The sequence below is a fragment of the Variovorax sp. M-6 genome (assembly GCF_052114385.1).
GTDB lineage: Bacteria > Pseudomonadota > Gammaproteobacteria > Burkholderiales > Burkholderiaceae_C > Variovorax.
Genome location: NZ_JBFREQ010000003.1, coordinates 191,506 through 218,501, shown reverse-complemented (window position 1 = coordinate 218,501; position 26,996 = coordinate 191,506). Strand labels below are relative to the sequence as shown.

General features: G+C 66.2%; 27 protein-coding genes and 2 tRNA genes. 14 read left to right on the top strand and 15 right to left on the bottom strand.

Annotated features, from left to right (window positions below):
* Positions 1 to 177 precede the first annotated feature (177 nt).
* The 5 genes from AB4Z46_RS05345 (at position 178) to AB4Z46_RS05325 (ending at position 3,193) form a co-directional block, all read left to right on the top strand.
* Complete coding sequence (locus AB4Z46_RS05345) at positions 178 to 450, top strand: HU family DNA-binding protein (RefSeq protein ID WP_007830705.1); 273 nt, start codon at positions 178 to 180, stop codon at positions 448 to 450.
* A 16-nt stretch (positions 451 to 466) separates the two neighbouring features.
* Positions 467 to 542 (top strand) — tRNA-Val (locus AB4Z46_RS05340).
* 78 nt (positions 543 to 620) lie between these two features.
* Positions 621 to 2,534 (top strand): SurA N-terminal domain-containing protein, encoded by a 1,914-nt coding sequence (locus tag AB4Z46_RS05335; protein WP_442282433.1) that lies wholly within the window; start codon positions 621 to 623, stop codon positions 2,532 to 2,534.
* 30 nt (positions 2,535 to 2,564) lie between these two features.
* Positions 2,565 to 2,640, top strand: a tRNA-His gene (locus tag AB4Z46_RS05330).
* Positions 2,641 to 2,854: 214 nt separating this feature from the next.
* On the top strand, positions 2,855 to 3,193 hold the full coding sequence (locus AB4Z46_RS05325; protein ID WP_442282432.1) for an H-NS histone family protein: 339 nt from the start codon (positions 2,855 to 2,857) through the stop codon (positions 3,191 to 3,193).
* A gap of 177 nt (positions 3,194 to 3,370) precedes the next feature.
* Here AB4Z46_RS05325 and AB4Z46_RS05320 read toward each other — a convergent pair whose 3' ends face one another.
* On the bottom strand, positions 3,371 to 4,357 hold the full coding sequence (locus tag AB4Z46_RS05320; protein ID WP_442282431.1) for an NADPH:quinone oxidoreductase family protein: 987 nt from the start codon (positions 4,355 to 4,357) through the stop codon (positions 3,371 to 3,373).
* A 129-nt stretch (positions 4,358 to 4,486) separates the two neighbouring features.
* On the opposite strand from AB4Z46_RS05320, the gene surE reads away from it, so the two are divergent.
* The 5 genes from surE to rlmD are packed head-to-tail and all read left to right on the top strand — an operon-like array spanning position 4,487 to position 9,445.
* Positions 4,487 to 5,260, top strand: a complete 774-nt coding sequence (gene surE / locus AB4Z46_RS05315; RefSeq protein ID WP_442282430.1) for a 5'/3'-nucleotidase SurE — start codon at positions 4,487 to 4,489, stop codon at positions 5,258 to 5,260.
* A 1-nt stretch (position 5,261) separates the two neighbouring features.
* The gene (locus AB4Z46_RS05310) at positions 5,262 to 6,035 is read left to right on the top strand and encodes a protein-L-isoaspartate(D-aspartate) O-methyltransferase (protein ID WP_442282541.1); all 774 of its coding nucleotides are present in this window, start codon (positions 5,262 to 5,264) and stop codon (positions 6,033 to 6,035) included.
* Between the two features lie 11 nt (positions 6,036 to 6,046).
* Positions 6,047 to 6,976, top strand: a complete 930-nt coding sequence (locus AB4Z46_RS05305) for a peptidoglycan DD-metalloendopeptidase family protein (protein ID WP_442282429.1) — start codon at positions 6,047 to 6,049, stop codon at positions 6,974 to 6,976.
* 4 nt (positions 6,977 to 6,980) lie between these two features.
* Positions 6,981 to 7,970, top strand: coding sequence for a sigma-70 family RNA polymerase sigma factor (locus AB4Z46_RS05300; protein ID WP_442282428.1), 990 nt, complete (start codon positions 6,981 to 6,983; stop codon positions 7,968 to 7,970).
* 41 nt (positions 7,971 to 8,011) lie between these two features.
* A complete protein-coding gene (gene rlmD / locus AB4Z46_RS05295) occupies positions 8,012 to 9,445 on the top strand; it encodes a 23S rRNA (uracil(1939)-C(5))-methyltransferase RlmD (protein WP_442282427.1) in 1,434 nt (477 codons plus the stop codon).
* Positions 9,446 to 9,493: 48 nt separating this feature from the next.
* On the opposite strand, the gene AB4Z46_RS05290 is transcribed toward rlmD, so the two are convergent.
* Positions 9,494 to 10,195 (bottom strand): Bax inhibitor-1/YccA family protein, encoded by a 702-nt coding sequence (locus tag AB4Z46_RS05290; protein WP_442282426.1) that lies wholly within the window; start codon positions 10,193 to 10,195, stop codon positions 9,494 to 9,496.
* A 180-nt stretch (positions 10,196 to 10,375) separates the two neighbouring features.
* Between AB4Z46_RS05290 and AB4Z46_RS05285 the strand changes: the two genes are divergently transcribed.
* Positions 10,376 to 10,783: a GlcG/HbpS family heme-binding protein gene (locus AB4Z46_RS05285; protein ID WP_442282425.1), complete on the top strand. Its 408-nt coding sequence runs from the start codon at positions 10,376 to 10,378 to the stop codon at positions 10,781 to 10,783.
* A 173-nt stretch (positions 10,784 to 10,956) separates the two neighbouring features.
* On the opposite strand, the gene hemP is transcribed toward AB4Z46_RS05285, so the two are convergent.
* The 13 genes from hemP to bfr form a co-directional block, all read right to left on the bottom strand.
* The gene (gene hemP / locus AB4Z46_RS05280; RefSeq protein WP_442282424.1) at positions 10,957 to 11,169 is read right to left on the bottom strand and encodes a hemin uptake protein HemP; all 213 of its coding nucleotides are present in this window, start codon (positions 11,167 to 11,169) and stop codon (positions 10,957 to 10,959) included.
* 95 nt (positions 11,170 to 11,264) lie between these two features.
* Positions 11,265 to 11,678: an ExbD/TolR family protein gene (locus tag AB4Z46_RS05275; RefSeq protein ID WP_442282423.1), complete on the bottom strand. Its 414-nt coding sequence runs from the start codon at positions 11,676 to 11,678 to the stop codon at positions 11,265 to 11,267.
* A gap of 5 nt (positions 11,679 to 11,683) precedes the next feature.
* Positions 11,684 to 12,400: a MotA/TolQ/ExbB proton channel family protein gene (locus AB4Z46_RS05270; protein ID WP_442282422.1), complete on the bottom strand. Its 717-nt coding sequence runs from the start codon at positions 12,398 to 12,400 to the stop codon at positions 11,684 to 11,686.
* Positions 12,401 to 12,419: 19 nt separating this feature from the next.
* Positions 12,420 to 13,112 (bottom strand): energy transducer TonB, encoded by a 693-nt coding sequence (locus tag AB4Z46_RS05265; RefSeq protein WP_442282540.1) that lies wholly within the window; start codon positions 13,110 to 13,112, stop codon positions 12,420 to 12,422.
* Positions 13,113 to 13,216: 104 nt separating this feature from the next.
* On the bottom strand, positions 13,217 to 13,489 hold the full coding sequence (locus tag AB4Z46_RS05260; RefSeq protein WP_442282421.1) for a (2Fe-2S)-binding protein: 273 nt from the start codon (positions 13,487 to 13,489) through the stop codon (positions 13,217 to 13,219).
* 114 nt (positions 13,490 to 13,603) lie between these two features.
* On the bottom strand, positions 13,604 to 14,284 hold the full coding sequence (locus AB4Z46_RS05255) for a Fe2+-dependent dioxygenase (protein ID WP_442282420.1): 681 nt from the start codon (positions 14,282 to 14,284) through the stop codon (positions 13,604 to 13,606).
* An 85-nt stretch (positions 14,285 to 14,369) separates the two neighbouring features.
* Positions 14,370 to 16,763, bottom strand: coding sequence for a catecholate siderophore receptor Fiu (locus tag AB4Z46_RS05250; RefSeq protein ID WP_442282419.1), 2,394 nt, complete (start codon positions 16,761 to 16,763; stop codon positions 14,370 to 14,372).
* A 233-nt stretch (positions 16,764 to 16,996) separates the two neighbouring features.
* Positions 16,997 to 18,361 carry a sulfite reductase subunit alpha gene (locus tag AB4Z46_RS05245; RefSeq protein ID WP_442282418.1) on the bottom strand — a complete coding sequence of 455 codons (1,365 nt, stop codon included), beginning with the start codon at positions 18,359 to 18,361 and terminating at the stop codon, positions 16,997 to 16,999.
* Entirely contained in the window at positions 18,358 to 19,326 is a 969-nt protein-coding gene (locus AB4Z46_RS05240; protein WP_442282417.1) for an FAD:protein FMN transferase, read from the bottom strand. The genes AB4Z46_RS05245 and AB4Z46_RS05240 overlap by 4 nt, the downstream gene beginning before the upstream one ends.
* 71 nt (positions 19,327 to 19,397) lie before the next feature.
* A complete protein-coding gene (locus tag AB4Z46_RS05235; RefSeq protein ID WP_442282416.1) occupies positions 19,398 to 20,201 on the bottom strand; it encodes a DUF4198 domain-containing protein in 804 nt (267 codons plus the stop codon).
* Positions 20,202 to 20,236: 35 nt separating this feature from the next.
* Complete coding sequence (locus AB4Z46_RS05230) at positions 20,237 to 20,758, bottom strand: DUF2271 domain-containing protein (RefSeq protein ID WP_442282415.1); 522 nt, start codon at positions 20,756 to 20,758, stop codon at positions 20,237 to 20,239.
* Positions 20,759 to 20,776: 18 nt separating this feature from the next.
* Complete coding sequence (locus AB4Z46_RS05225; RefSeq protein WP_442282414.1) at positions 20,777 to 21,421, bottom strand: PepSY-associated TM helix domain-containing protein; 645 nt, start codon at positions 21,419 to 21,421, stop codon at positions 20,777 to 20,779.
* A 196-nt stretch (positions 21,422 to 21,617) separates the two neighbouring features.
* Positions 21,618 to 22,094, bottom strand: coding sequence for a bacterioferritin (gene bfr, locus AB4Z46_RS05220; RefSeq protein ID WP_442282413.1), 477 nt, complete (start codon positions 22,092 to 22,094; stop codon positions 21,618 to 21,620).
* A gap of 215 nt (positions 22,095 to 22,309) precedes the next feature.
* On the opposite strand from bfr, the gene ahpC reads away from it, so the two are divergent.
* From ahpC to AB4Z46_RS05205, 3 genes are all read left to right on the top strand, one after another.
* Positions 22,310 to 22,873, top strand: coding sequence for an alkyl hydroperoxide reductase subunit C (ahpC, locus tag AB4Z46_RS05215; protein ID WP_442282412.1), 564 nt, complete (start codon positions 22,310 to 22,312; stop codon positions 22,871 to 22,873).
* 82 nt (positions 22,874 to 22,955) lie between these two features.
* Positions 22,956 to 24,542 carry an alkyl hydroperoxide reductase subunit F gene (ahpF, locus tag AB4Z46_RS05210; protein ID WP_442282411.1) on the top strand — a complete coding sequence of 529 codons (1,587 nt, stop codon included), beginning with the start codon at positions 22,956 to 22,958 and terminating at the stop codon, positions 24,540 to 24,542.
* Between the two features lie 218 nt (positions 24,543 to 24,760).
* Positions 24,761 to 26,980 (top strand): TonB-dependent hemoglobin/transferrin/lactoferrin family receptor, encoded by a 2,220-nt coding sequence (locus tag AB4Z46_RS05205; RefSeq protein WP_442282410.1) that lies wholly within the window; start codon positions 24,761 to 24,763, stop codon positions 26,978 to 26,980.
* Positions 26,981 to 26,996 lie beyond the last annotated feature (16 nt).

The window sequence follows — 26,996 nt, the reverse complement described above, 5'->3', positions numbered from 1 at the left end:
CACGGGGCAGCGTCGTATTGACACCCCGTAGACCAGTGGTTGTAATCCCTGTCGGCAGTGCGCTGCCGGCGCATCAGAACTGCCATCCATTTTTCTGTACCACACCCCGCGGCGAAGCCAGCGGGCTGGCGCAGCCTCTGATGACCCTGATCAACAATTTTTCTACAAGGGGCCCTTGTGAACAAAACCGAACTGATTGAGCACATCGCAAAGAACGCCGATATTTCCAAAGCCGCTGCCACGCGGGCACTCGAATCCACCATCGGCGCCATTCGTACCACGCTCAAGAAGGGCGGTTCCGTGTCGCTCGTCGGTTTCGGCACTTTTGCGGTCGGCAAGCGCGCCGCCCGGACCGGCCGGAATCCGCGCACCGGCGACGCGATTAAAATCAAGGCCGCCAAGATCCCCAAGTTCCGTCCCGGCAAGGCGCTCAAAGACGCGCTGAACTGAGACATCGTTTAAGGTGGGGTGCTTAGCTCAGTTGGTAGAGCGGCGCCCTTACAAGGCGTAGGTCGGGGGTTCGAGCCCCTCAGCACCCACCACCCGATGCAAAGAAGGCGAACTGACGGTTCGCCTTTTTTTCTTGCTGTTTCGCCATCCGTCCTAGAGAGTGCTCAAGCATGTTTGATTCCTTCCGCAAGTACAACAAGATCATCATGGTGTTCTTGTTCTTGCTGATCATTCCCTCGTTCGTGCTGTTCGGCGTCGATCGCTATCAGGGGGGCGCCCAGGGCGAGAAGGTCGCGCACGTCGCGGGCGTCGACATCACGCGGCCCGAGTGGGATGCCCAGCACCGCAACGAAGTCGACCGGATCCGGCAGCAGGCGCCCAACATCGAACCGGCGCTGCTCGACTCGGACGCCGCGCGCTATGCCACGCTGGAGCGCATGGTGCGCGAGCGCGTGCTCGCCGCGGCGGCAACGAAGTCGAACATGTCCGTCTCCGAGGAGCGGCTGGCGCGGCTGTTCGCGGCCGACCCGGGCCTGGCCACGTTCCGCACCGCCGACGGCAAGTTCGACCGCGAGACCTTCATGCGCGCGACGGGCCGCACGCCCGAGCAGTACGAAGCCTCGGTGCGTGCCGATCTTGCGACGCAGCAAGTCTCGCTGGGCGTGTCCGGCACCGCCTTCGCCACGGCGGCACAGGCTGCGGCGACGCTCAACGCCTTCTATGACCGGCGCGAGATCCAGGTCGCGCTCTTCAAGCCCGCCGACTTCGCCGCCAAGGTCAACGTCAGCGACGCCGACCTGCAGGCTTACTACAAGGACCACATGGCGCTGTTCCAGGTGCCAGAGCAGGCGAGCGTCGAGTACCTGTTGCTCGATCTCGATGCCGCGAAGAAGGGCATTGCGGTCAGCGAGGCCGACCTGCGCAGCTACTACGACCAGAACGCAGCCCGTTTCGGAAGCAAGGAAGAACGGCGCGCCAGCCACATCCTGATCGCAGCGCCGGCGGGTGCCCCGGCCGCCGAACGCGAGCAGGCGCGCGCGAAGGCCGAGCAGTTGCTCGCCGGCATCCGCAAGGCGCCCGATACCTTCGCCGACGTGGCGCGCAAGAACTCGCAGGACCCCGGCTCGGCCGAGAAGGGCGGCGATCTCGACTTCGTGACCCGCGGCGCGATGGTCAAGCCTTTCGAGGACGCGATGTTTGCGCTCAAGAAGGGCGAGATCAGCGCCCTGGTGGAGACCGAGTTCGGCTATCACATCATTCAGCTCGTCGACATCAAGCCCGCCGTCGTGCCGCCGTTCGACAAGCTGCGCGCCACGATCGAGAACGAGGTGCGCAGCCAGCAGGCGACGCAGGAATTCGCCAAGGCCGCCGAGGCCTTCACCGACATCGTCTACCAGCAGCCCGACAGCCTCAAGCCGGCAGCCGAAAAACTCAAGCTCACGATCCAGACCGCTTCCAACGTCGGGCGCACGCCGGCGCAGGGCGCGACCGGCGTGCTGGCCAGCCGCAATTTCCTCAATGCGCTGTTTGCTCCCGATACGCTCGAGCGCAAGCACAACACCGAGGCGATCGAGATCGGCTCCAACCAGCTGGCCTCGGGCCGCGTGGTCCAGTACTCGCCGGCGCGGGCACTGCCCTTCGAAGAAGTCAAGGACAAGGTCCGTACGCTGCTGATCGCCGAGCGCGCGGCGGCGCTGGCGCGTGCCGAGGGCGAAGCCAAGCTCGCGGCCTGGAAGACCGATCCGGCGGGTGCCAGCTTCGGCGCGCCGATCACGGTGTCGCGGCTCGAGACGCAATCGCAGCCGGCCCCGGTGATCGAGGTCGCGCTGCGTGCCGACACCAGCAAGCTGCCGGCACTCGTCGGCGCCGACCTCGGAGCCCAAGGCTATGCGGTGGTGCGCGTGATCAAGGGCGTGCCGCGTACGCCACCGGCGCCCGAAATGGCCAAGCAGGAGAACGAACAGTTCGCGCAGGCCGTGGGTGCGGCCGAGACGGCCGCCTACTACAACCTCCTGAAGAACCGCTTCAAGGCAGAAATTCTGGTGCCGAAGCCCGCAGATTCCACTTCGATGGCCGGACGCTAGTTTTTTCACGCTACAATTGATGGCTCTACGGTGGCTGTAGCTCAGCTGGTAGAGTCCCAGATTGTGATTCTGGTCGTCGTGGGTTCGAGTCCCATCAGCCACCCCAAGGACATTCGTCAGCAAAACAGGCACTTCGGTGCCTGTTTTGCTTTGCGGCGCCGAAGCGGGCACCGTTTGCGGGATCGGGTCTGTCCCGGGTGCAGCTTCAGGCCTTTGGATGTAAAGGTGCGGTCAAGTACCCCGTGATTTCGTGTTGGTCTGCTTGCGGCAATTGGAATCTGAATTAGAATTTTGGCTTTCCAATTAGAGGATAAGCACAGATGGCCTCAACCCTTGCAGACATCAATTCCCAGATCAAGAAGCACGACGAGCAGATCGCGCAATTGCGCAAGCAAGCCGAGGATCTGAGAAATCAGGAGCGGGCTGGCGTCATCGAGGAGTTGCGCAAGAAGATCGCTGAATACGGCCTGACCGCCAGCGACCTCAAGCTCGGCGTGCGCGCCGGCAAGCGCAGTGCCGGCGTGGCCGCTCCCAAGAGTGCTGCCAAATACCGCAGCCCGACCGGCGAGACCTGGTCCGGCGGCCGCGGCCGCAAGCCGCGCTGGATCACCGAGGCGCTCAACGCCGGCAAATCCCTGTCGGACTTCGAGATCAAGTAACCCTCGCCGGTCCGCCGCCAAAAAAAGCCCGCTTCTGCGGGCTTTTTTTGCGCTCAGCGGCCGGCGAAGCCAGGCCAGTTGGTGAAACACCGCGGATCCGGCTCTGCCGGTCCGCCGGTGTTGCCCCCGGTAGGGGGTGGGAGGGCTACACGAAGTGAGCCCGACCTGGGGGCGAGCTCAATTCACCAGGACCAGCTTGCCTTTGACGCCACGCGAGCCCATGTGCGCATAGGCAGCACGGAGTTCCGACATCGGCATGGTCTGGTCGATCACCGGCTTGATCTTTCCCTGGCTGTACCACTTCGCCAATTCGGCCATCATCTGGGCATTGGCCTTGGGTTCGCGCCGCGCGAAATCGCCCCAGAACACGCCGACCAGCGATGCGCCCTTGAGCAGCATCAAATTCAATGGCAGCGAGGGGATCGGGCCGGCGGCGAAACCGACCACCAGATAGCGGCCGCGCCAGGCGATCGAGCGGAATGCAGGCTCGGCGAATTCGCCACCCACCGGGTCGTAAATGACATCCGGGCCTTTGCCGTCGGTCGCGGCCTTGATTGCATCGCGAAAGCCATTGGGCAATGCATGCGTCGTGTAGTTGATCGTCGCGTCGGCGCCAATGGACTTGCAAAGCGCGCATTTCTCGTCGGTCGATGCGGCTGCAATGACCCTGGCCCCGGCGGCTTTGGCAATCTGGATGGCGGCGGTGCCGACGCCGCCGGCTGCGCCGAGCACCAGCACCGTCTCGCCGGCTTTCAATTGCGCGCGGTCCATCAAGGCGTGCCAGGAGGTCGCGTAGATCATGATGAAGGCCGCGGCATCGACGTGGCCGAAGCCGTCGGGCAATGGCATGCACAGTGCCGCCGGCGCCAGCGTGTGGGTGCCGAAGCCGCCGGTGCCGGACAGGCACGCGACGTTCTGGCCGATCTTCAGGGTCGTCACGCCTTCGCCGACCGCGGCGATCACGCCCGCATATTCGGAGCCGGGAACGAAGGGCAGCGGGGGCTTGATCTGGTATTTGTTCTGCACGATCAGCAGGTCCGGGAAATTCAGGCTCGCGGCCTTGATTTCGATCAGCACCTGTCCCGGACCCGGTGTGGGCGTCGGCAGTTCCTTCCAGGTCAGCGCCTCGACGCCGACGGGGTTTTCGCAGAGCCATGCGTGCATGCTCGTGTCTCCTGTGAATGAGTCTGGGGTCAATGGAAAATCCGGGTCATGATAGGCGGGCGGCGCAGGCGGTGCATGTCCCTGTCGTGACGCACCCGCCGCCTACAATCGCCGCCACTGACTGACGCCATGAAGATACTTATTTCGAACGACGACGGCTTCCAGGCACCCGGCCTCGTCGCCTTGCACGACGCGCTGAAGGACGTCGCCGAGGTCGAGGTGGTCGCACCCGAGCACAACAACAGCGCCAAGTCGAACGCGCTCACGCTGGCCGCGCCGCTCTACGTGCACAAGGCGCACAACGGCTTCCGCTATGTCACGGGCACGCCCGCCGACTGCGTGCACATCGCCCTCAAGGGATTGCTCGACTACCGGCCCGACCTGGTGGTGTCCGGCATCAACAACGGCGCCAACATGGGCGACGACACCATCTATTCCGGCACCGTCGGCGCCGCCATGGAGGCCTATCTGTTCGGCATCCCCGCCATCGCCTTCTCGCAGATCGAGAAGGGCTGGGCGCATGTCGATGCCGCGGCGCGCGTGGCCCGGCGCCTGGTCGAGCAGATCGAGCGCGAGCGGATGCTCGGCGGCAATGCCTTCCTGCTCAACGTCAATGTGCCGAACCGGCCCTTCGACGAACTGAAGCCGGTCCAGGTCTGCCGATTGGGACGCCGCCATGCGGCCGAAAAGGTGATCACGCAGGACAGCCCGCGGGGCGAGACCATGTACTGGATCGCCGGCGCCGGCGGGGCCAAGGACAGTGGCGAAGGAACCGATTTCCATGCCACCGCCGCGGGCCACGTGGCATTGACGCCGCTGCAGGTCGATCTCACCGATCATGCGAACCTCGCGCACTGGAGCGGCACCATGGCGCGTGTCGCGCGCAGCGCGGCGGGGGGCTGAGTTGGCGAGCCAACGGCCGGGGTTCCCCGTACGCCTGACGCCCACGGCCTCCGCAGCGACCCGCGGGCGCATGCCCGCCGTGCCGCTCAAACCGATCGTTCCGGCGACGCCCTCGATGGCCTCGGACGCCGTGCGCGCGCGCATGGTCCAGCGACTCGCCGCCCAGGGCATCGCCGACGCCCGCGTTCTGCGTGCCATGGGCACGGTCGAACGCCATCTGTTCGTCGACAGTGCGCTGGTCAACCAGGCCTACGAAGACACCAGCCTGCCGATCGGGCTGGGCCAGACCATCTCGAAGCCCAACGTGGTGGCCCGCATGATCGAACTGCTGCTCGGCGCGCCGGCCCTGGCCAACAAGCCCGGCGAACGCCTGGGCCGCGTGCTCGAGATCGGCACCGGCTGCGGCTACCAGGCGGCCGTGCTGAGCCATGTCGCGGCCGAGGTCTACAGCATCGAACGGCTCCGCGGGCTGCACGAGCGGGCGAGGGTGAACCTGCGCTCGTTCCGGCTGGCGACCGTCCATCTGATACTGGGTGACGGCATGGTGGGCTATTCGAAGGGCGCGCCGTATGCGGGCATCATCGCTGCGGCGGGCGGCGAGGCGGTGCCCGAAGCGTGGACCGCACAGCTGGCCGTCGGTGGCCGGATCGTCGCGCCGACCCAGTCCGCGACCGGAGGCCAGGCGCTGGTCGTGATCGACAAAACTGCTCGCGGTCTCGAGCGCCGCATTCTTGAGGCGGTTCACTTTGTCCCCCTAAAATCGGGAATTGCTTGAAGGAAAGAACAATGCAGGGTATTGGCAATCGGAGCTGGCTCTCCGGCGTCACGCTGGTGGGTGCGCTCGTGATTGCGGGGTGTGCCTCACCACGCGGTCCGGTGCCGGTCGAAGACCGCGGCACCATGACGCAAGCGCCAGGCGCGACGAACGGGTCCGGCGTTCCCGGCGGGCCTGCGATCACCACCGATGCGTCGGGCAAGCCGCTGCCCGGCATCGAGAACTATGGCAAGCCCGGCTACTACGCCGTGCGGCCGGGCGACACCATCCGCCGCATCGGCATCGAGACCGGTCAGACCTGGCAGAACATCGCCCGCTGGAACAACCTCGACAATCCCGACCTGATCGAAGTCGGCCAGGTGCTGCGGGTGATCCCTCCGACCGGTGCGACCGCTGTGGCGGCGCCGCCCGCCACCGATGCCGCGCGGCCCGGGGCACAGCCGATCGTCGCGCCGGCGACCGCAGCCAGCGCAGCCGCGGCAGCCACCGCAGCTGCAGCAGCAGGCGCAGCGGCCAAACCCGCAGCGCCCGTCACCGCCTCGCCGACCCCGCCGGCAGCCGCCTCGGGCGACGAGGACGTGGGCTGGATCTGGCCGGCGCAGGGCTCCTTGATCGCGGGCTTCGACGAATCCAAGAACAAGGGCCTGGACATCGGCGGCAAGGCCGGCGATTCGGTGCTCGCCGCCGCGGACGGGCGCGTGGTCTACGCTGGCGCGGGCCTGCGTGGCTATGGCAACCTCATCATCCTGAAGCACAACAACACCTACCTCACGGCCTATGCGCACAACCGCACGCTGCTCGTGAAGGAGGACCAGTCGGTGCAGAAGGGCCAGAAGATTGCCGAGATGGGCAACAGCGATGCGGATCGCGTCAAGCTTCATTTCGAAATCCGCCGCCAGGGCAAGCCGGTCGATCCGGCCCGCTACCTGCCGACGCGCTAGCGCCATGGCCGCCTCTCGCCCTCATCGCACCGCGGACGTGCGGCGAGTGGCGGGCAACGGCGGCGGCATCCAGCCCGAGGATCGCTTCGCCGAGCAGGGCCTGGACGACAGGGCGGGCGAGGCGCTGCCGGCCGAACTGGGCGGCGGCGACTCGCTGACGATCTACCTGCGCGAGATCCGGCGTACCCAGCTGTTCACGCCCGACGAGGAGTACCGCACCGCCTGCGCCGCGCGCAGCGGCGACTTCGCGGCGCGGCAGTCGATGATCGAGCACAACCTGCGCCTGGTGGTCAACATCGCCAAGGGCTACCTGGGGCGCGGCGTGCCGATGGCCGATCTGATCGAGGAAGGCAATCTCGGCCTGATGCACGCGATCAACAAGTTCGAACCCGAGCGGGGCTTTCGCTTTTCCACCTACGCGACCTGGTGGATCCGGCAGGCGATCGAGCGGGCGGCGATGATGCAGGCCCGCGCCATCCGTCTGCCGGTGCACGTGGTGCGCGAGCTGCATCAGGTGATGCGGGCCCGCCGCACGCTCGAGGGCGATGCCGATTTCCTGGCCCGCCGGCCCGACGGCGTGCGGGTCGAGGACGTGGCGGCGCTGCTGGGCCGCGAGGTCCAGGAAGTCGCCGATCTGCTGGCGCTCGCCGAGGCGCCGCGTTCCCTCGATGCCGGCGGCGAGCGCGGCGACGACAGTTTCACGCTGGCCGATACCGTGGCATCGGACGATGAGGGCGGCGATCCCACCGGGGTCACGCAGACGCACGAGGTCGAGAGGCTCCTCGACCGGTGGATCCTGGTGCTGAGCGAACGCGAGCGCGAGGTCCTCGAAGGCCGCTTCGGCCTGCACGACCGCGATCCCGAGACGCTCGAAGTGCTGAGCGTGCGCCTGGGCCTGACGCGGGAGCGCGTGAGGCAGATCCAGAACGAGGCGCTGGCCAAGATGCGCCGGCAGCTGGCGCGTGCGGGCGTGCAGCGCGACGCGTTCCTGTAGCGGCCGGCGCTCGCCGCCCTCGGCCCTGAGACAATCCGGGGATGACGGAATCGATAGAAAAGAAGGAAGCGCCCCCCGCGCGCGATGAATGGCTGCAGGTCGAGTCGCTCGATCTCGATGCCCAGGGCGTGGCGCACAAGGCCGACGGGATGGTGGTGTTCATCGAAGGCGCCTTGCCCTTCGAGGAGGTGCGCTTCAACGTGCACCGCAAGAAGAACAACTGGGAGCAGGGCACGGTGACCGCGATCAACCGCGAATCGTCCCAGCGCGTGCGCCCGGGCTGTCCGCATTTCGGCCTGCATGCGGGCGCCTGCGGCGGCTGCAAGATGCAGCACCTCGATGCGGCGGCGCAGGTCGCGGTGAAGCAGCGATCGCTCGAGGACAACCTCTGGCATCTCGGCAAGGTGCGGCCCGAGAACGTGCTGCGGCCGCTCGAGGGGCCAGCCTGGCATTACCGCTACCGGGCGCGCCTGTCGGTGCGCCACGTGGTCAAGAAGGGCACGGTGCTGATCGGCTTCCACGAACGCAAGAGCCGCTACCTCGCCGACATGAAGGTCTGCCCCGTGCTGCCGGAGCAGGTCAGCGCCATGCTGATGCCGCTGCGCGAGCTGATCGGCTCGATGGAGGCGCGCGAGACCTGCCCGCAGATCGAACTGGCCTGCGGCGATTCGCCCGGCGGCACCGGACTCGGCGTGATCGCCCTGGTGCTGCGGCACCTGGAGCCGCTGTCCGAGGCCGACGTGGCGCGCCTGAAGGCCTTTGCGGCACGCAACGAAGGCGTGCAGTGGTGGCTGCAGTCCAAGGGCCCCGAGACGGTCAAGCTGCTCGAGGAGGGCGGCCCGGCGCTGGCCTACGCGCTGCCCGAGTTCGGCGTCACGATGCCGTTCAAGCCGACCGATTTCACGCAGGTCAATCCGCACATCAATCGCGTGCTGGTCGGCCGTGCGATGCGCCTGCTCGACGTCCGGCCGCACGAGCGAGTGATCGACTGGTTCTGCGGCCTCGGCAACTTCACGCTGCCGCTTGCGAGCCGGGCGCGCGAGGTGCTGGGCATCGAGGGCAGCGACACGCTGGTGGCGCGCGCCACCGCCAACTTCGAGCGAAACCGCCCCGCCGTGCCGGGGCGCGGCGAGCTGGTGCCCACCACCTTCGTTGCCCGCAACCTGTTCGAGATGACGCCCGCGATGCTGGTGGCCGACGGCGCCGCCGACAAGTGGCTGGTCGACCCGCCGCGCGAAGGTGCTTTTGCGCTTGCCAAGGCGCTGGCCGACTTGCACCAGCAGGTCGAGCTGCACGACGGCGGCTGGGTGCCGCCCCAGCGCATCGTCTACGTGAGCTGCAACCCCTCGACGCTGGCGCGCGACGCCGGCCTGCTGGTTCACCAGGCGGGCTACCGGTGCACCCACGCCGGCGTGGTGAACATGTTCCCGCACACGGCGCACGTCGAGTCCATCGCGGTCTTCGAGCGCGCATGAGAAAAGGGCCCCTCGGGGCCCTTTTCGATGCAGCGCCGAAGCGCTCGCTCAGTCCCGTTCCCCACCGAAGATGCCGAGCAGCGCGAGCAGGCTCTGGAAGACATTGAAGAGGTCGAGGTACAGCGCCAGCGTGGCACTGATGTAGTTGGTCTCGCCGCCGTCCATGATCTGCTTCAGGTCGTACAGCATGAAGGCGGAGAAGATCCCGATGGCGGCGACCGAGATCGCCATCATGCCGGCGCTCGAGCCGACGAAGATGTTGATGATGGCGCCGAACATCAGCACCATGGCGCCGACGAAGAGCCACTTGCCCATGCCCGACAGGTCGCGCTTGATCACGGTCGCGAGCGAGGCCATCACGAAGAACACGCCGGCGGTGCCGCCGAAGGCCGTCATGATCAGCTCGGAGCCGTTCTTGAAACCCAGCACCATCGCGATCAGGCGCGACAGCATCAGACCCATGAAGAACGTGAAGCCCAGCAGAACCGGCACGCCGGCGGCAGAGTTCTTGGTCTTCTCGATCGCGAACATGAAGCCGAAGGCGCCGCCCAAGAAGACGATCAGTCCCAGGCCGCCGGTCAGCGAGCGGGTGATGCCGGTGGAGACGCCCAGCCAGGCACCCAGGACGGTGGGCAGCAGGCTCAGGGCCAGCAGCCAATAAGTGTTGCGCAGGACGCGCTGGCGTTCTGCCTGCGGCAGCGTCTGGCCGTAGCCGACGGAGGTGTCGAGGGTGTTGACGCGGTCGTTCATTGCTGAGCTCCTGGGTTGGCTGCAACGCTGCAGTTGGGCGCATTCTAGGGGGCCGCAAGGCCGGGCCCGCAGAAAACCCTCGTCACCGAACGCATTCCTGCAGCGCATTCCCGCTGCGAGGTCGGCTGCCCGCCATCCTGAACGCTATGCTTCAGGGTTGCTCAACTTTGCTGGAAGACCATGAAGACCAAGTCCTTTCTCGAACTCGCCGACCTCAAGGCCATCGCCGCCGCCGCCGAAGCCGAGGCGCTCAAGAACAACTGGGCCGTGACCATCGCGATCGCCGACGACGGCGGCAACCTGTTGTGGCTGCAGCGTCTCGACGGCGCGGCGGCCCTGTCGGCTCATATCGCGCCCGCCAAGGCCCACACGGCCGCGATGGGGCGGCGTGAAAGCAAGACCTTCGAGGACATGATCAACGGCGGCAGGACCTCGTTCCTGACGGCTCCGGCCATCGAAGGCCTGCTCGAAGGCGGCGTGCCGATCGTGAAGGACGGCCAGGTGATCGGCGCAGTGGGCGTCAGCGGTGTCAAGTCGAACGAAGATGCCCAGGTCGCCAAGGCCGGCATCGCCGCGCTGGGCCTCTGAACCGCAGTTGCAACAAAGCAAAACGCCGTCCCTGGGACGGCGTTTGTTCGTTGGTCAGCGTGAAAAAAAGCTTGGCTAGTCGGCGGACCGTTGGCTAGCAAAAAACGACCCTTCGGAGATGAATCTCCTCGAGTCGCCCCACGATGAAACTTGCGCGAGGGGCGGGCTGGGTCCTACTTGGTCAGGATCAGCTTGCCGAGTTTGGTGGCTTGCAGACGATAGAGCGAGCCGTTGTGCAGGATGCCGACGGCCTTGCCGCCCTTGAGGAGTTCCGCGCTTTCCAGTAGCGGAGCGGGGCGGGCGGCTTCGGTGGCAGCGCGACCTCCGCCTGCGTGGTCCAGCGATGGATGGTTCAGCACGGCGAAGGCGTTGGGCGTTGCGGTCATTCGGAGACTCCTGTGTCGAAGCGATTGGTTAATGATAACCATTCTCAATTAAAAGTCAATCGCCGCGATCTATTTTTTTGACTTGCGTGGGGCGTCTACTTCGGCTCGGGCTCGGTGATGAAACCGATCTTGCGCACCCCGGCCTCCCGTGCCGCCGACATCGCCTGCGCGACACGCTCGTAGCGCACCGCCTTGTCGCCGCGGATGTGCAACTCGGGCTGCGGGTCCTTGGCCGCCTCGGCGGCCAGGCGGCCGACCAGGTCGGTGTCGTCGATCTTCTGCTCGTTCCAGTAGTAGCTGCCGTCGGCGGCGACCGTGAACAGGATGTTCTGCGGCTTGGGCTGCTCGGGCTCGCTGCTGGCGCGGGGCAGATCTATGTTCACCGCGTGCTTCATGACGGGCACCGTGATGATGAAGATGATCAGCAGGACCAGCATGACGTCGACCAGCGGCGTCATGTTGATCTCGTTCATGACCTCGTCGGGTTCGTCCTGTGTTCCGAAGGCCATGGTGCTCAGACCTTCTTGAGCGGAACGACCGTGGCTTCGCCGCCGCCGCTCTGGACGCGGGCGCCGGTCACGAAGTAGGCGTGCAGGTCGTGCGCGAAGCTGTTGAGCTTGGTCAGCACGAACTTGTTGCCGCGCACCAGGGCGTTGTAGCCAAGCACCGCGGGAATGGCAACCGCCAGGCCCAGCGCCGTCATGATGAGCGCTTCGCCGATCGGGCCGGCCACCTTGTCGATGGTCGCCTGTCCGGCGGAGCCGATGCTCATGAGCGCGTGATAGATGCCCCAGACGGTGCCGAACAGGCCGATGAAGGGGGCTGTGGACCCCACCGACGCGAGGATCGCCAGGCCGGTCTGCAGGCGCGCGGTGAATTCGTCGATGCCGTTGCGCAGGGCCCGGGTGATCCAGTCGCTGACGTCCAGTGCGTCATGCAGGTGGGCTTTGGTGTTGCGATGGTGGGCGGCGGCTTCGCGGCCTTCCAGCGCGAGCGCCCGGAACGGGTTGCCGTCGTCCTTGCCGAGCTTGGCGAGGGCGGTGGCGAAGTCCTCGCTGTGCCAGAAGTCCTGCGAGTGCTTCGCGAGGCGCTTGTACCGGATGACGTCGATCGCCTTGATCAGGATCACGATCCAGGACGCGAGCGACATGCCGATCAACAACAGCGCGACAGCCTTGGTGACGAAGTCGCCTTGCTGCCAGACGTTCATCAGGCCAAAGTGGGAATCCATACGAAACTACTCCAGAAAATTATTTGAGAACCCAGTTGATCGGCACGTTGAACTCCATTTGTTCAACGACCCCATTTCGCTTGCCCGGCACGTAGCGCCAGCTCATCACGGCGGTGCGCGCTGCCTCGTCGAGCCGTTCATATCCACTGGAGCTGACCAGGGTGGCGCGCTTCGGAAGCCCGTCGACGCCGATCAGGACGCTGAAGATCGATCTTCCCTGCTCGCCGAGCCGCTTGCTCATGGCCGGAAAGACCGGCTTCGGGTTCTGCAGGTAGTCCGCGTTGCTGGACGGCAACTGCACCGAGGGCGGGGCGGGTGGCGCGGCCGGCGGCGCGGGAGGCTCCGGCGGGGCGGGGGCCGCGATCGGCGCCGGCGGCGGCGGGGGCTCGACGCTGCCCGTGGGCGCATTGGGCGCCGGCGTCGGCTTCGGCTCGCGGATCGCCTGGGGCCGGGGCGGCGGTGGCGTCTTGGTCACCTGGCGCTTGGGTTCGGGCGGCGGCGGAGGCGGCGGGGGGAGTTCCTTGGGCTTCGGCGGCTCGATGAACTCGCTCAGGATCTCGACCGGAATCACCACCTCGGCGGCGCGGCGCAGCAAGCCGCTTTGCAGGGCCCAGAGCGCCGCGACGTGGAACAGCACCACGCTGCCGGCGATGATGGCGTTGCGCGACAGGCCTAGGGCCGAGGGGGGCGGGGAAAAACGGTCAGACACGATCAATCATTCGGATGCGGGCGCCGCAAAGGTGCCCCGGCGCAGCAAAACCACTACGCTAACGACTTACTTGCGAAGAATCCACCAGACCGAACTGGCGACCAGGATCAGGCTGCCGCCGAGTGCCGCGAAGAGTTCCATGCGTTGCTTTCCTTGATGGAATTGGCAAGCTGGATCGCCTGGGCGCCTGTTTCGCGGTGAAGCGCGGCGACCGGGTGCGAGGCACTGCATTGCGCGACCACGTCGCGCGCGCAACCTTCGCACTGGCCGCACTGGGTGGCCACGCCGAGCTCGAACTGCACTTCGTCGAAGGTCATTCCGGCGCGCGCGTGGCGCGCGATTTCACGGTCGGAAACTCGGCGGCAGACGCAGACGATCATGGCGGTGAAGGCGGCTTGTAGCTGGCTGTTTGAAGAAGGCTCGATTATAAATACGAATTCTTCGCATTTGCAATAACTATCGCGGCAGCAGGGTCGGCCCGTCCGCCCGAGTGCCTAGACTTCGGACCACATGCGCAGCAGGTTGTGATACTGCCCGGTGAGCGCGATCGATTCCTCGCACTCCCCGAGCCGGCCGCGCAGCTTCTGGATCACCTGGTCCAGCTCGAACAGCATGGCCCTTTGGCGGTCGTCGCGCACCATGCTCTGCAGCCAGAAGAATGAGCAGACGCGGGTGCCCCGGGTCACCGGATGGACGCGGTGCAGGCTGCTGGAGGGATAGAGGATGAGGTCGCCGGCGGGCAGCTTGACTTCGTGCGTCCCATAGGTGTCGACCACCTCGAGCTCGCCGCCCTCGTAGTCCTCCGGATCGCACAGGAACAGGGTGCAGGACAGGTCGGTGCGCAGTTGCTCCCCGGTGCCCGGCACCGAGCGCACCGAGCCGTCGACATGCAGGCCGTAGTGCTCGCCCCCTTCGTACAGATTGAACAGCGGCGGCACGAAGCGCAGCGGCAGGGCGGCCGAAAAGAAAAGGGAATTCCGGGCCAGCACGCCCAGGATCGTCTTTCCCAGTTCGCGGCCGACCGGGGATTGCTCCGGCAACTGCCGGTTGCGCTTGACCAGGGCGCCCTGGTCGCCGACCGTCTCGCGGCCGTCGACCCAGTCGGTGGCGTCCAGGCTTGCACGAATCTCGCGCACCTGCTCTGCGTTCAGAACGTCGGGCACATGCAGCATCATCTTTCGGTTTCCTCAAAGAAAAAGCCCCGGCGCGGGGCCGGGGCTCGAGTGTCGCACCGGGAGGATGCGACAGCATTGATCCGCGTCAGAACGCGAAGTTGGCCGTGAGGCGGGCCGAGCGCGGGGTGCCCGGCACGTAGCGGTAGCCGCTCTTGTTGATCGCTGCGACGTATTCCTTGTCGAACAGGTTGTACAGGTTCAGCTGGAGTTCGACGTTCTTGTTGATGCGGTAGGAGGCCATGGCATCGAACACCCAGTAGGCATCCGTGTAGGCCGGTGTGCCGATCGCGCCGTCGAAGCCGCGCGTGAGCTTGCCGTTGTAGCGCGCGCCGCCGCCGATGGTGAGCCCGAACGGGAACTGGTAGCTGGTCCAGGCGGTGAAGGCCTCTTTGGGCGTGTACGGGATCACGTCGATCCGGTCCGCCGCGTTGGTGGAGCCGTTGACCTTGGTGTCCATCGTCGTGAAGCCGGCGCTGATGCCCCACTGATCGGTGATCGCACCAGCCACGCCGAGCTCGATGCCCTGCACCCGCTTCTTGCCGTCCTGCGTGTAGACGGCCGTGTTGGTCGGATCCTGCACGATCTCGTTGCGAACCTCGGTGCGATAGAGCGCCGCAGTCAGCGAGAGGCGCTTGTTCAGCACGTCCCACTTGGTGCCGATCTCGTAGGTGTCGGCCTTCTGCGGCGCGAAGTCGACGCGCGAGGCGCTGTTGCCGGTGCCCGAGGCGGCCAGAGAGAAGTTGGCGCCGCCCGGGGGCTGCGCCGAGTTGCCGTAGGCCGCAAAGAAGCTGGCGTTCTCGACCGGCTTGTAGACCACGCCGATCTTGCCGGTCCAGAGGTCGCCCGAGGTCGACAGGTTGGTCGGCGTGATCGGGAAGGTCGGACCGTTGCCCATGGCGGTGGCCGAGTAGTCGGTGCTGTAGTGGTCGTAGCGCAGGCCGCCGGTCAGCTGCCATTGCTCGTTGATCTTCATCGTGTCGAAGGCGTACAGGCTGACGGTGTCGGTCTTGCCGAAGTTGCCGGTGCCGTTCGCGATCCGGTTGTAGCCGCTCACGTAGGGGTTCGGGTTGTACAGGTTGGCGACCGGCCACGAGCCCGCCGGCGCGAAGGTCGTGTTGACCGACGCGAAGCCTGGTCCGAAGAAGTTGCTGTTCTCCTGCTCTTCGCGCATCAATTCCAGGCCGAAGTTCGCGGTATGGCTGAAGCTGCCGGTCTTGAACTTCGACGACAGGCTGGTCTGGTTGACGAAGATGGTGTTTTCGACGTCCTTGTTGGTCGGCAGATTGCGCGTCACCGTCCAGGTCGCCGGGTTGCTCGGGACCACCGTGTCGATGAAGCCCGAGGTCAAGGGAGGCACCGTGCCCCGGTAGGTGTTGGTGTTGCCGACGCGGCTGGCCGTCAGGCCGCCGAGCATGAACGACGTCAGCATGTAGTCCTGCTTGGTCTGGCCCCAGCGTGTGATGTTGCGCACCGTCATGTCGGGCGTGATGTCGTGCTCGACGCGGGCCGTGAACATGTTGGCCGTGACATCGTTGAAGTCGGAGCTGGTGCCGTAGAAGTTGCTCGGATCGACCTTCGAGGCGTAGTTCAGGAAGGTGCGGCGCAGGATCGGCGAATTGATCAGCAGCGCGTCGGGCGTGGTGTAGCCCGGCAGGCCGATGGTCGGGACGCCGCCGTCGGGGATGTTGTTCTGCTTGACGTACAGGTAGTCGAGGAAGACGCGGGTCGGCGTGTTGAGGCCGAAGGCCAGCGAGGGCGCGATGGCCGAGCGCTTGTTGTTGATGAAGTCGCGGCCGTCCACGCCGGAGTCTTCGGCCACGGCATTCAGGCGGAAGGCCGTGCCCGAGCCGTCGGCGCCGCTCACCACCTTGTTCCAGTCGATGGTGCCGCGCTTGTAGCTCGCGGTGCCGAAGCCGAGCGAGCCCGAGAAGCTGTCTTCCAGCTTGGGCTTCTTGGTGATCAGGTTGATGTAGCCGGTCGGCGAACTGCGGCCGACGTCGGTGCCCGACGGGCCCTTGACCACTTCGACCTGCTCGATGTTGAAGACGTCGCGCGAGAACGAACCCAGGTCCCGGATGCCGTCCACGAAGATGCTGCCCGAGGCATCGAAGCCGCGCATGAAGATCGAGTCGCCGGTCGTGGTGTTGCCGTTCTCGCCGAGGAAGAAGGCGCCGGCACCGGGCGTGTTGCGCAGTGCTTCGGTCAGCGTGGTGGCGCCTTGCTCGCGCATCAGCGTTTCCGGGATCACCTGGATCACCTGCGGGATGTCGATCAGCGGCGCAGTGAACTTCGGGTTGGCCGAGTTGTCGACCTTGAAGTCGGTCGCGGCGCTGTCTTCGACGCGGACTTCCTTGAGGGTGTTCGTGGAGGTCTGCGCGCCAGCAGGCAGCGTCAACGCTAGAAGGGTGGCGGCGGCGGCACTGCCGAAGGGGGGCAGCGCGCGCGCGACGGCGTGCTTGCGGCTCTTGATGTAGGCCATGAAGGGTTCCCAGGTGAAAGCAAAACTGAGAGCTCGACTGGCGGGTCCTGCGCGGCCTCGGCGAAACGAGGGGAGGATTGGCTGGGTGAGCTGATTCGCGGAGGGTGCGAAGTCAGCGAATGATAATGAATCTCAATACGTTTGTTAACGTGCGGTTCACATTTGAGCGGTGTTTCGGCGACCGGTTGAGATATTTCGTTGCTTGAGCGCAACCTTCAACGCGATCGAATCGCCTAGTAGACGTCGCGGCGGTAGCGCCCGGCAGCCAGCAGTTCGCCGATGGCGGCGGGTCCGGCGATCTGCCGCAGTGCGGCATCGACGCCGCTCGCCATGCCTTGCAGGCTGCCGCAGACATAGATTGCCGCGCCGCGGGCGATCCAGGCGCTGACTTCCGCGTGCAGCTGGAGCAGCCGGTGCTGGACGTAGAGCCGTTCGGCCTGATCGCGCGAGAACACCATGTCGAGCCGCTGCAGCACGCCTGCGCGCTGCCAGGCCTCGATTTCGTCGCGGCAGAGGAAGTCGTGCCGCGCCTGGCGCTCGCCGAAGACCAGCCAGTTGTCGTGCCGGCCCAGGGCCGCGCGGGAGCGCAGATGGCCGCGCAGTCCCGCCAGCCCGGTACCGTTGCCGATCAGCAGCAGCGGGCGCCCGGCGTTGTCGCCGAGCCGGAAATTGCTGTGCGGGCGCAGCCGCAACTGGACCGTGTCGCCCAGGGGCAGGGTCGACGTCAGCAGGCCCGAGGCCGCGCCGAGCGTGCCGTCCGGATGCTGCTCCTGGCGCACCAGCAACTGCAGGTCGCCGTCGCTGGGGATGGAGGCGATCGAATAGTCGCGCGGCCGCCCGGGATCGCTGGCGAGGACGAGTTGCGCGATGTCGCCGGACGCCCAGTCGGGCGCTGGTTCGGCTACCGGCGTGAATGCCAGGCGATAGACCGGCGCACCCGCGCTGCCTTCGTTCAGCAAGGTGCGGGTGGCGAGGCGCCAAGGCACGGAGGTGGATTCGGGCGCCTCTTGCGGCCCGGCACCCGGCTTGCCGCCGCACTGCGCCTGCCAGGCGGCCAGGGTGGCAGGTTCGGCGTTGTCGACCTCGAGGCGCTCGAAGCTGCGCTTCGCGCCCGCGGCATGGAGCCATTCGTCGAGCAGGCGGCCGAAGCGGCAGAAGTTGGCGTACTGGCGGTCGCCCAGCGCCAGCACCGCATAGCGCAGCGAGGAGAGCTCGGCCGCCGAGCCCATCACGCGTTCGGCGAACAGGCTGGCGCCGTCGGGTGCGTCGCCTTCGCCATAGGTGCTGGCGATGAACAACGCCCTTGGCGTGCTTCGCAAGAGCTCTGCGTCGGCGTCGTTGAGCGACATCACGCGGGCCGGTGTTCCGGCGTCGTGCAGCCAGCGGCCGGTCTGCCATGCGAGGGCCTCGGCCTGGCCGGTCTGGCTCGCGAACAGCACGAGGGTGGCGGCTCCGGGCTCGTTCCCGGCCAGTGCCGCGGCCCGGCGTGCCATGGCTTCGCGCTGCCGGCGCTGCCGCCAATAGATGGCCGCGCACAGCGCGATGTAGGCCAGCACGGTGAGGCACGCGGCCAGCGCTCGCAGGGCGGGCTCGGTCATGCGGCGAGGGCTGGGGTCGGCCAGCGGTCGCTGATGAAGGTGCAATGCCCTTCGCCGTCGCGGCGGACGAAGAGCGCGGCGAGCCCGTGCCGTCGGGCGAAGGCCAGGCCGTCCTCCGGCCCCAGCACGGTCAGCACGGTGGCGAGTGCGTCGGCCTGCATGCACTCCGGGTGCAGCACCGTCACCGAGGCGAGCGCGTGGCCGACCGGCTCGCCAGTGCGCGGATCGAGGGTATGCGACCAGCGCCGGCCCTGATGCTCACGCGCATGCCAGCGGTCGCCCGAGGTCGCGATGGACAGGCCGTCGAGCGCCACCCGATGGGTCGTTCCGGGCAGCGCTTCCACCAGCACCTGCCAGGGATCGCCGTCGGGGCGACGCCCGGCCGCGCGCAATTCGCCGCCGACCTCGATCAGAAAGTCGCACAGTCCGAGCGCTCGCAGCGCAGCGGCGACCCGGTCGACCGCGAAGCCCTTGGCGACGCCCGACAGGTCCAGCGCGGCGCCACCCGGTTGCACGATGGAGCGCGTGGCGGGGTCGAGCGCCACGCGCTGCCAGCCGACGCGTTCACGCACCCGCGAGAGTTCGGCCGGGGAGGGCGGCCCTGCGACCGATGCGTCGGCCTGCGCGCCGAAGCCCCAGAGCGCGACCAGAGGGCCGATGCTCGGGTCGATGGCCCCGTCGCTGGCCGCCGCCCACCGCAGGGCACAGGCCAGCACCTCGGCGAATTCGGGTTCGAGCACGTGCCGGCTGCCGGCGCCGGACCGGTTGAAGCGGCTGATGTCCGAATCGGGCTCCCAGGTGCTCATCTGGGCGACCACGCGATCGAGCGCGTCCTGCGCGCAGGCGCGCACGGCATCCAGCGCGATCATGCGCGGGTTGTCGAGGCGCAGCGTCCAGGTGGTGCCCATGGTGCGGCCCGCCAGCGTCTGCAGGCTGGCCGGATCGGCGCGGCGCGGCCGGGGCACGTTGGCGTAGCCGCCTGCGCGCCAGGTCGCGAAGGAAGGGCGCCCGGCTGCCGGATCGTTCGACGTGGAACTCAGGGCATCACTTCCAGGGTCGCGGCGTAGCTCAGGCGCCGTTCCTTGGCTTGCGGCACCGAGGTCTTCTTGTCGGTCGTGCTGGCGTCGAGCCAGTACATGCCGGCTGCCGGCCAGGTCACGCTGAACTGGCCTTTGGCATCGGTCTTGAGCTTGAGCTCGTCGAGCTTGTCGCGGTAGCGGGTGTTGCCCAGCGTCACGGTGACCTCGAGATCCTTGGCAGGCTGGCCGTCGAGCTGAAGCGTGAAGCTGGTCTTCTCGCCCTTGACGAGGTCGGTCGGGTTGGCCGTGACCAGTTCGAGACCCTTGCCGGTCGGGCGCAGGGCGCTGGGCTTGCCGACGGTGGCGAAGGTCTCGTTGCGGCCGGCCGATTGCGTGACCTCGACCTCCAGTGCGTCGGCCGGGATCTGGCTCGCGATGTTTTCGGGTGTGCCGCGGGCGCGCTTGGGTTGGCCGGTGGCCTTGTCCTTCCAGCGTGCGAAGACGCCGTCGTTGATCAGTGCGATGCGGTAGGTGCCCGGCTGCGTGAGGTTCAGGTCGAACACGCTGCGCAGCTTGCCCTTGAACATGTTCTCCGGCTTGACCGCGCTGCCGTCGGGCGCGGTGACGGCCAGGCTGTCGAGGTTCAGCGGGTTGTGATTGAAGAAAAAGAGGTCGTTCGAGACCGCGGCATCGACCGTGATCCAGTCGGCCTTGGACAGCACGGTGGTCGACGGCATGATCCAGGCGTTGTGGGCCTGGACGGCCATGGTGCCGGCGCAGAGAGCGATGCCGAGGGCGAGGGTGCGCAATGAGAGCTTCATGATGGATTCCCGGAAGGTTGGAGGCGAAGAAGGAGTCAGGGCTTGAGTTCGAGCAGGACTTCGCCGAGTTCGCTGGTGCCCGCGACCTGCGACTGCTCGGCCTTCGCCGGCGGCCACTGGAAGGGGATGCTCACAATCTCGCGGCCGCCGACCTCGCGCGCCGCCTCGACATACAGCTTGTAGGCGCCCGGTGCCAGCTTGGGCAAGGCCACCGAGCCTTCGGACAGGTTGATCTGGTGCTTGCCCGCGGGCCGCGTCGCGCTGCTCACGCCGTCGACCGGCATCTGCAGTTCGCGCCCGGTGCGCCGCCACCACTGCCGGATGTCCTTCAGCCACTTGGTGCCTTCGCCTTCCGCGTTGCCCTTGTTCTTGACGTCGTACCAGACCGCCAGCGTGCTCGCGACCGATTGGTCGGGGCGTTCGATCCAGGCCGCCACATAGGGGCGGTGGTATTCGGCCACGTTGAGGCGCGGCACCTCGATGTTGACGGTGAGCCCCGCGGCGAAGGCCGGCGCGCCGAACAAGGCGGCGAGCGCGAGGGAATAGCGAACTTGCACGAAGACCTCTTTCCTGGATCAGTGGATGAACAGCAGCGCGAGCAGCACCGGAATGACCAGGCCCATGCCGACCATCGGCCATGTGAAGGGCCGGTTGCCCGCATGCATCTTGAGAATGAAAAGACCGGTGATCGAGAACACCAGCGTGGCGGCCGCGAAGATGTCGATGAACCAGCTCCAGGCGACACCGCTGTTGCGGCCCTTGTGCAGGTCATTGAGGTAGGACAGCCAGCCGCGATCGGTGCGCTCGTATTCGGCCTCGCCATCGGCCAGGCTCAGCCGCAGCCAGGCATCGCCGCCGGGGCGGGGCAGCGAGAGGTAGATCTCGTCGTCCGACCACTCGGCGTCGCGCCCGGCAGTGTCGACCGACCACTGCTTCCTGATCCAGCCCTGCAGTTCCGCGGGCAGTTCGGCCTTGCCCTTCTGTGCCCTGGCCGCGGGCAGTTGCTTCAGCAGTGCCGTGCGCAAGTCATCGTCGATGGTGCCGGTCCGGCTGGTGATCTTCGGCCTGGCCTCGATGCTGGCCGCGTGGTTGAGCGTGAAGCCCGTGATGCCGAACAGCAGCAGACCGATCAGGCACAGCGCCGAGCTGACCCAGTGCCACTCGTGCAAGGTCTTGAGCCAATAGGCGCGGCGGCGGTTGTCGGTGGTGGCAGCGGTCATCGGAGCCGGCGATTCTAGCTCTACAAATGAGAATGAATGCTATTTGCAGAGGGCTGGCCTGTGTCGAGTCCCGTTTGATGATGTAGCTCAATCCCGTGCCACGCGGTCATTCATTGCTCCTGATTCGATAGCAATGAAGTTTCGTAAAGGCAAAAAAAAGCGGGGCATTGCCCCGCTTGCATGGTGTCGCGCCGGTCTATTCGCTCTCGCCCATCTGCGACTGCAGGTAGTTCTGCAGGCCGACCTTGCCGACCAGGTCGATCTGGGTCTCGAGGAAGTCGATGTGCTCTTCGGTGTCGTCCAGGATCTCCTGCAGCAGGTCGCGCGAGACATAGTCGCGCACGCTTTCGCAGTGCGCGATGCCGGCCTTGATCGTGGCTTGCGCGCCGGTCTCGGACTTGAGGTCGCATTCGAGGATCTCGGGCACGTCCTCGCCGACCTGGAGCTTGGCCAGGTCCTGCAGGTTCGGCAGGCCGTCGAGCATGAAGATCCGGTCCATGAGCCTGTCGGCATGTTTCATCTCGCCGATCGACTCCTCGTATTCCTTCTTGGCCAGCTTGTCCAGCCCCCAGTGCTTGAGCATCCGGTAGTGCAGGAAGTACTGGTTGATCGCGGTCAGCTCGTTCTTGAGTTGCGCCTGCAGATGGTCGATGACTTGTGGGTCGCCCTTCATGGTTTTTTCCTTGTTCTTAAAAGGTCGATTGTGAGAGCCTGCCGGTCGGCGGCGCAAGTAAACCCATGCGCAGGCGTTCTGCATGCGGGTGAGGGTGATAGGCGTTCTCATTCATAGGGGTGGGCAATGCATTTAATAGCTCATGGCTATTAAAAATCAGAGATTGGTAGTTATACTAATCACTCGCACATTTCATCAGCCAACAAGGAAACCACATGTCCCTGATCAATACCGAAGTCCAACCGTTCAAGGCCGAAGCCTTCCACAACGGCAAGTTCGTGCCCGTGACCAACGAAAGCCTGAAGGGCAAGTGGTCGGTCGTGATCTTCATGCCGGCGGCTTTCACCTTCAACTGCCCGACCGAGGTGGAAGATGCTGCGGACAACTATGCCGAGTTCCAGAAAGCCGGTGCCGAGGTCTACATCGTTACCACCGACACGCACTTCTCGCACAAGGTGTGGCACGAAACCTCGCCCGCCGTGGGCAAGGCCAAGTTCCCGCTGGTGGGCGACCCGACGCACCAGATGACCCATGCTTTCGACGTGCACATCGAAGAAGAAGGCTTGGCCCTGCGCGGCACCTTCATCATCAATCCCAAGGGCATCATCAAGACCATGGAAGTGCATTCCAACGAGATCGCCCGCGACGTGAAGGAAACCCTGCGCAAGCTCAAGGCGGCCCAGTACACCGCCGCCCACCCGGGTGAAGTCTGCCCTGCCAAGTGGAACGAGGGTGCCAAGACCATCGCCCCGTCGCTGGACCTGGTCGGCAAGATCTAAGCCGCCTCGTTCGCGCCACGGCCCGGGCGCGTTCGCTCCCGGGCTTTTTTGTTTCCATCGTATTTCAAGGAGAGAGTTCACCATGCTCGACGCCGGCACCAAATCGCAACTCAAGAGCTACCTCGACCGCATCACGCAGCCGGTCGAGATCGTCGCTTCGCTCGATGACAGCAATGCGTCGGGCGAGTTGCAATCGCTGCTGAAGGACGTGGCCGAGTCGTCGTCGCTGGTGAAAATCACCGAGAGCCGCGGCGACAACCATCGCAAGCCCTCGTTCTCGATCAACCGGCCGGGCGAAAACCACGGCCCGCGCTTCGCGGGCCTGCCGATGGGCCACGAATTCACCTCGCTGGTGCTGGCGCTGCTGCAGGTCGGCGGCTACCCGCCCAAGGTCGACGACGCGGTGCTGCAGCAGATCCGCGCGCTCGACGGCGATTTCGAGTTCGAGATCTACATCTCGCTGACCTGCCACAACTGCCCCGATGTGGTCCAGGCGCTGAACCTGATGGCGATCCAGAACCCGCGCATCAAGACCACGATGATCGACGGCTCGCTGTTCCAGGACGAGGTCAAGGAACGCCAGATCATGGCGGTGCCGACCGTGTTCCTCAACGGCACCGAGTTCGGCCAGGGCCGCATGAGCCTCGAGGAGATCCTCGCCAAGATCGACACCAGCGGCGTCGAGCGCGAAGCGAAGAAGATCGCCGGCAAGGAACCGTTCGACATGCTGATCGTCGGCGGCGGCCCGGCCGGCGCGGCCGCCGCCGTCTACGCGGCGCGCAAGGGCATCCGCACGGGCGTGGCTTCGGAGCGCTTCGGCGGCCAGGTGCTGGACACCATGGGCATCGAGAACTTCATCTCGATCCGGGAAACCGAAGGGCCCAAGTTCGCGCTCGCGCTCGAGGAGCATGTGCGCGACTACGACGTCGACATCATGAACCTGCAGCGTGCCGCGGCGCTCGTGCCGAGCGCTCCGGGCAAGGACTTCATCGAGATCCAGCTCGAGAGCGGGGCCTCGCTCAAGAGCCGCTCGGTCGTGATCTCGACCGGCGCGCGCTGGCGCAACATCAACGTGCCGGGCGAGCACGAGTACAAGAACAAGGGCGTGGCCTACTGCCCGCACTGCGACGGCCCGCTGTTCAAGGGCAAGCGCGTGGCGGTGATCGGCGGCGGCAACTCGGGCGTCGAGGCGGCGATCGACCTGGCCGGGATCGTCGGCCACGTGACCCTGATCGAGTACGACACGCAGCTGCGCGCCGATGCGGTGCTGCAGCGCAAGCTGCACAGCCTCGCCAACGTCAAGGTCATCACCAACGCGCAGACCACCGAGATCACGGGCGACGGCCAGAAGGTCAACGGCCTGGTCTACAAGGACCGCGCGAGCGGCGAGAGCCATACGGTGCCGCTCGAGGGCGTGTTCATCCAGATCGGCCTGGTGCCCAACACCGACTGGCTCAAGGGCACGGTCGAGCTCTCGAAGCACGGCGAGATCGTGGTCGACGCCAAGGGCCAGACCTCCGTGCCAGGCGTGTTCGCGGCCGGCGATGCGACCACGGTGCCGTTCAAGCAGATCATCATCGCGGCCGGCGACGGCGCGAAGGCGGCGCTGAGCGCCTTCGATCACCTGATCCGCAGCTCGGCGCCGGCGGAAGAGGCGGTCGCCGCCTGACGAAATGAAAGCGCCGCGATCCGTCTCGGACGGGTCGTGGCGTCTTCTGCTCCGTTTCCCATCCCTCAATCGGCTTGGGGTAATTGTTAGTAATAAGAATCATTCGCATATGATTGTGAGTCGGGCCACCGCCTGATTCCCCCGCCAGCCAGGCCATCGCGCGCAGCCCTTGCGCGCCGTCCAGCGAGCAGCTCGTCAACTGTTTTCTGGACCTTCAAGTGGCACGCTCACTCGCTTTCGCGCATCGACTTCAATCACTTCCCTGGCTGATCGCCTGCGGCTTCAGTACCTTCGCCGCGGCCCAGGAGGCCGGCCCCGCCCGAATCGCGGCCCTCGGCGAGATCGTGGTGAGCGGCTCGCGCTCCGAGCAGAACAAGGAAGACGTCCCGGCCACCATCGAGGTGATCGACCGCCAGCAGATCGAGTTCGAGCAGATCCACGACATCCGCGACGCGGTGCGCGACATTCCCAACGTCTCGGTCCGGCGCGCGCCCGTACGCTTCGGCCTGGCGGCCGGGAACACCGGCCGCGACGGCAACGCCGGCTTCAATATCCGGGGGCTGGACGGCAATCGCGTGCTGCTGATGACCGACGGCATCCGCATGCCGCGCAGCTACGTGTTCAGCGCCAACGCCTTCGGCCGCGACTATTTCGACCTCGGCCTGATCGAGCGGATCGAGATCATCAAGGGGCCGGCCTCCGCGCTCTACGGCTCCGACGGGCTGGCCGGCCTGGTCAATTTCATCACGCGGCAGCCCGAGACCTTCCTGGCCGACGGCAAGACCTTCGGCGGCAGTGCGAACGTCGGCTACAGCGGCGACGACAACGGCTGGCAAGGAGGCGTCACGCTCGCGGGCAAGGCCAGCGACACGGTGAGCTGGCTGATCTCGGCCAACGGCAGCCGTACGCACGAACTCGAGAACATGGGCACCAACGACGCCCGCAATTCGGACCGCACCGCGCCCAATCCGGAGCGCACCAACAGCAAGTCGCTGATGGCCAAGGTGATCGTCACGCCGAACGCCAGCCTGACCCACAACCTGACCTTCGAGCACGTGGACAGATCGAGCGGCTACGATCTGCTGTCGGGCCTCTCCAAGCCGCCGTCCGTCTCGACCTCGGTGATCGGCCTGGGCGCGCTGACCCAGCTGCAGCGCGACCGCCTGACCTGGGACGGGCGGCTGCGGGTCGACTCGGTGCTGGCCGACAACCTGCTGGGCTACCTGAGCTACCAGAAGGCGAATTCGCAGGAGCTCGCCTGGGAGAACCGCTACACCGCCGCCGACCGGATGCGCGACGTGACCTATGGCGAGAACACCTGGCAGGCCGGCTTGCAGGCCGACAAGACCCTGCGCATGCCCGGGGACTGGTCGCAGCGCATCACCTACGGCATCGACTACACGAACACGCAGGTCGAGAACCTGCAGACCGGGCTGGTGCCGCCGGTCGGCGAGGTCTATCCGCTCAAGCGCTTTCCAGACACGACCGAGAAGACCGCGGCCTTCTATGTGCAGGATGAGTTCATCCACGACCAGTGGAGCATCACGCCCGGGGTGCGCTTCGACCGCTTCGACCTCGATGCGGATCAGACCGGCTTCAGCGCCCGCGCGGTGTCGCTGTCCGACTCGGCGGTCTCGCCCAAGCTGGGCGTGCTGTTCCGGGCGACGCCGCAATGGACCCTCTACGGCAACTACGCCTCCGGCTTCAAGGCGCCCAACGCGTTCCAGGTCAACAACTTCTTCGAGAACGTGATCTCGGGCTACCGGACGATTCCCAACCCCGGCCTGAAGCCGGAGACCAGCCAGAACTTCGAGATCGGCACGCGCGGGCGCGCCGGCATCCTGAATTTCGAGGCTGCGGTCTTCACCGGCACGTACAAGGACATGATCGAGAACGATCGCCTGATCGGCGGCGTGTTCGGGTCGCGCACCCATCCCGCGACCTTCCAGTCGGTCAACATCGGCCGCGCGCGCATCGACGGCTTCGAGTTCAAGGGCGAGCTCGACTGGACCACGCAGGGCACGGGCTTCTCGCTGCCCTTCGCGTACGGCCGCACGAACGGCGAGGACCGCACCGCCCACGTGCCGCTCAACTCGATCGACCCGGAGAAGTTCATGGTCGCCCTCAAGTACCAGGCGCCGACCTGGAGCGTGCGCCTCGACGCGGTTCACCACGCGGCCAAGAAGCGCAGCGATGTCGATCCGGCCGAAGTCACCACCGGCGTCCAGTTCCTCACGCCTTCGGCGACCACGCTCGACCTGAACGCGCAATGGCGCATCCGTCGCGACCTGCGCCTGAACGTCGCGCTGGTCAATCTGACCGACAAGAAGTACTGGATGTGGAGCGATGTCCGCGGACTCGCTTCGAACTCTCCCATCGTCGATGCCTACACGCAGCCCGGCCGTCACTTCAATGTGTCGCTCGTGGCCGATTTCTGATTCACCTCACCTCAGC

Bases quoted from the DNA above. Each gene is read 5' to 3' on its own strand.
- AB4Z46_RS05260 (WP_442282421.1), bottom strand. From the start codon at position 13,489: ATGATCGTCTGCGTCTGCCGCCGAGTTTCCGACCGTGAAATCGCGCGC.
- ahpF (WP_442282411.1), top strand. From the start codon at position 22,956: ATGCTCGACGCCGGCACCAAATCGCAACTCAAGAGCTACCTCGACCGC.
- AB4Z46_RS05250 (WP_442282419.1), bottom strand. From the start codon at position 16,763: ATGGCCTACATCAAGAGCCGCAAGCACGCCGTCGCGCGCGCGCTGCCC.
- ahpC (WP_442282412.1), top strand. From the start codon at position 22,310: ATGTCCCTGATCAATACCGAAGTCCAACCGTTCAAGGCCGAAGCCTTC.
- AB4Z46_RS05285 (WP_442282425.1), top strand. From the start codon at position 10,376: ATGAAGACCAAGTCCTTTCTCGAACTCGCCGACCTCAAGGCCATCGCC.
- AB4Z46_RS05320 (WP_442282431.1), bottom strand. From the start codon at position 4,357: ATGCACGCATGGCTCTGCGAAAACCCCGTCGGCGTCGAGGCGCTGACC.
- AB4Z46_RS05305 (WP_442282429.1), top strand. From the start codon at position 6,047: ATGCAGGGTATTGGCAATCGGAGCTGGCTCTCCGGCGTCACGCTGGTG.
- rlmD (WP_442282427.1), top strand. From the start codon at position 8,012: ATGACGGAATCGATAGAAAAGAAGGAAGCGCCCCCCGCGCGCGATGAA.
- AB4Z46_RS05225 (WP_442282414.1), bottom strand. From the start codon at position 21,421: ATGACCGCTGCCACCACCGACAACCGCCGCCGCGCCTATTGGCTCAAG.
- AB4Z46_RS05290 (WP_442282426.1), bottom strand. From the start codon at position 10,195: ATGAACGACCGCGTCAACACCCTCGACACCTCCGTCGGCTACGGCCAG.
- bfr (WP_442282413.1), bottom strand. From the start codon at position 22,094: ATGAAGGGCGACCCACAAGTCATCGACCATCTGCAGGCGCAACTCAAG.
- AB4Z46_RS05325 (WP_442282432.1), top strand. From the start codon at position 2,855: ATGGCCTCAACCCTTGCAGACATCAATTCCCAGATCAAGAAGCACGAC.
- AB4Z46_RS05300 (WP_442282428.1), top strand. From the start codon at position 6,981: ATGGCCGCCTCTCGCCCTCATCGCACCGCGGACGTGCGGCGAGTGGCG.
- AB4Z46_RS05255 (WP_442282420.1), bottom strand. From the start codon at position 14,284: ATGATGCTGCATGTGCCCGACGTTCTGAACGCAGAGCAGGTGCGCGAG.
- AB4Z46_RS05335 (WP_442282433.1), top strand. From the start codon at position 621: ATGTTTGATTCCTTCCGCAAGTACAACAAGATCATCATGGTGTTCTTG.
- hemP (WP_442282424.1), bottom strand. From the start codon at position 11,169: ATGACCGCAACGCCCAACGCCTTCGCCGTGCTGAACCATCCATCGCTG.
- AB4Z46_RS05245 (WP_442282418.1), bottom strand. From the start codon at position 18,361: ATGACCGAGCCCGCCCTGCGAGCGCTGGCCGCGTGCCTCACCGTGCTG.
- AB4Z46_RS05270 (WP_442282422.1), bottom strand. From the start codon at position 12,400: ATGGATTCCCACTTTGGCCTGATGAACGTCTGGCAGCAAGGCGACTTC.
- AB4Z46_RS05235 (WP_442282416.1), bottom strand. From the start codon at position 20,201: ATGAAGCTCTCATTGCGCACCCTCGCCCTCGGCATCGCTCTCTGCGCC.
- surE (WP_442282430.1), top strand. From the start codon at position 4,487: ATGAAGATACTTATTTCGAACGACGACGGCTTCCAGGCACCCGGCCTC.
- AB4Z46_RS05275 (WP_442282423.1), bottom strand. From the start codon at position 11,678: ATGGCCTTCGGAACACAGGACGAACCCGACGAGGTCATGAACGAGATC.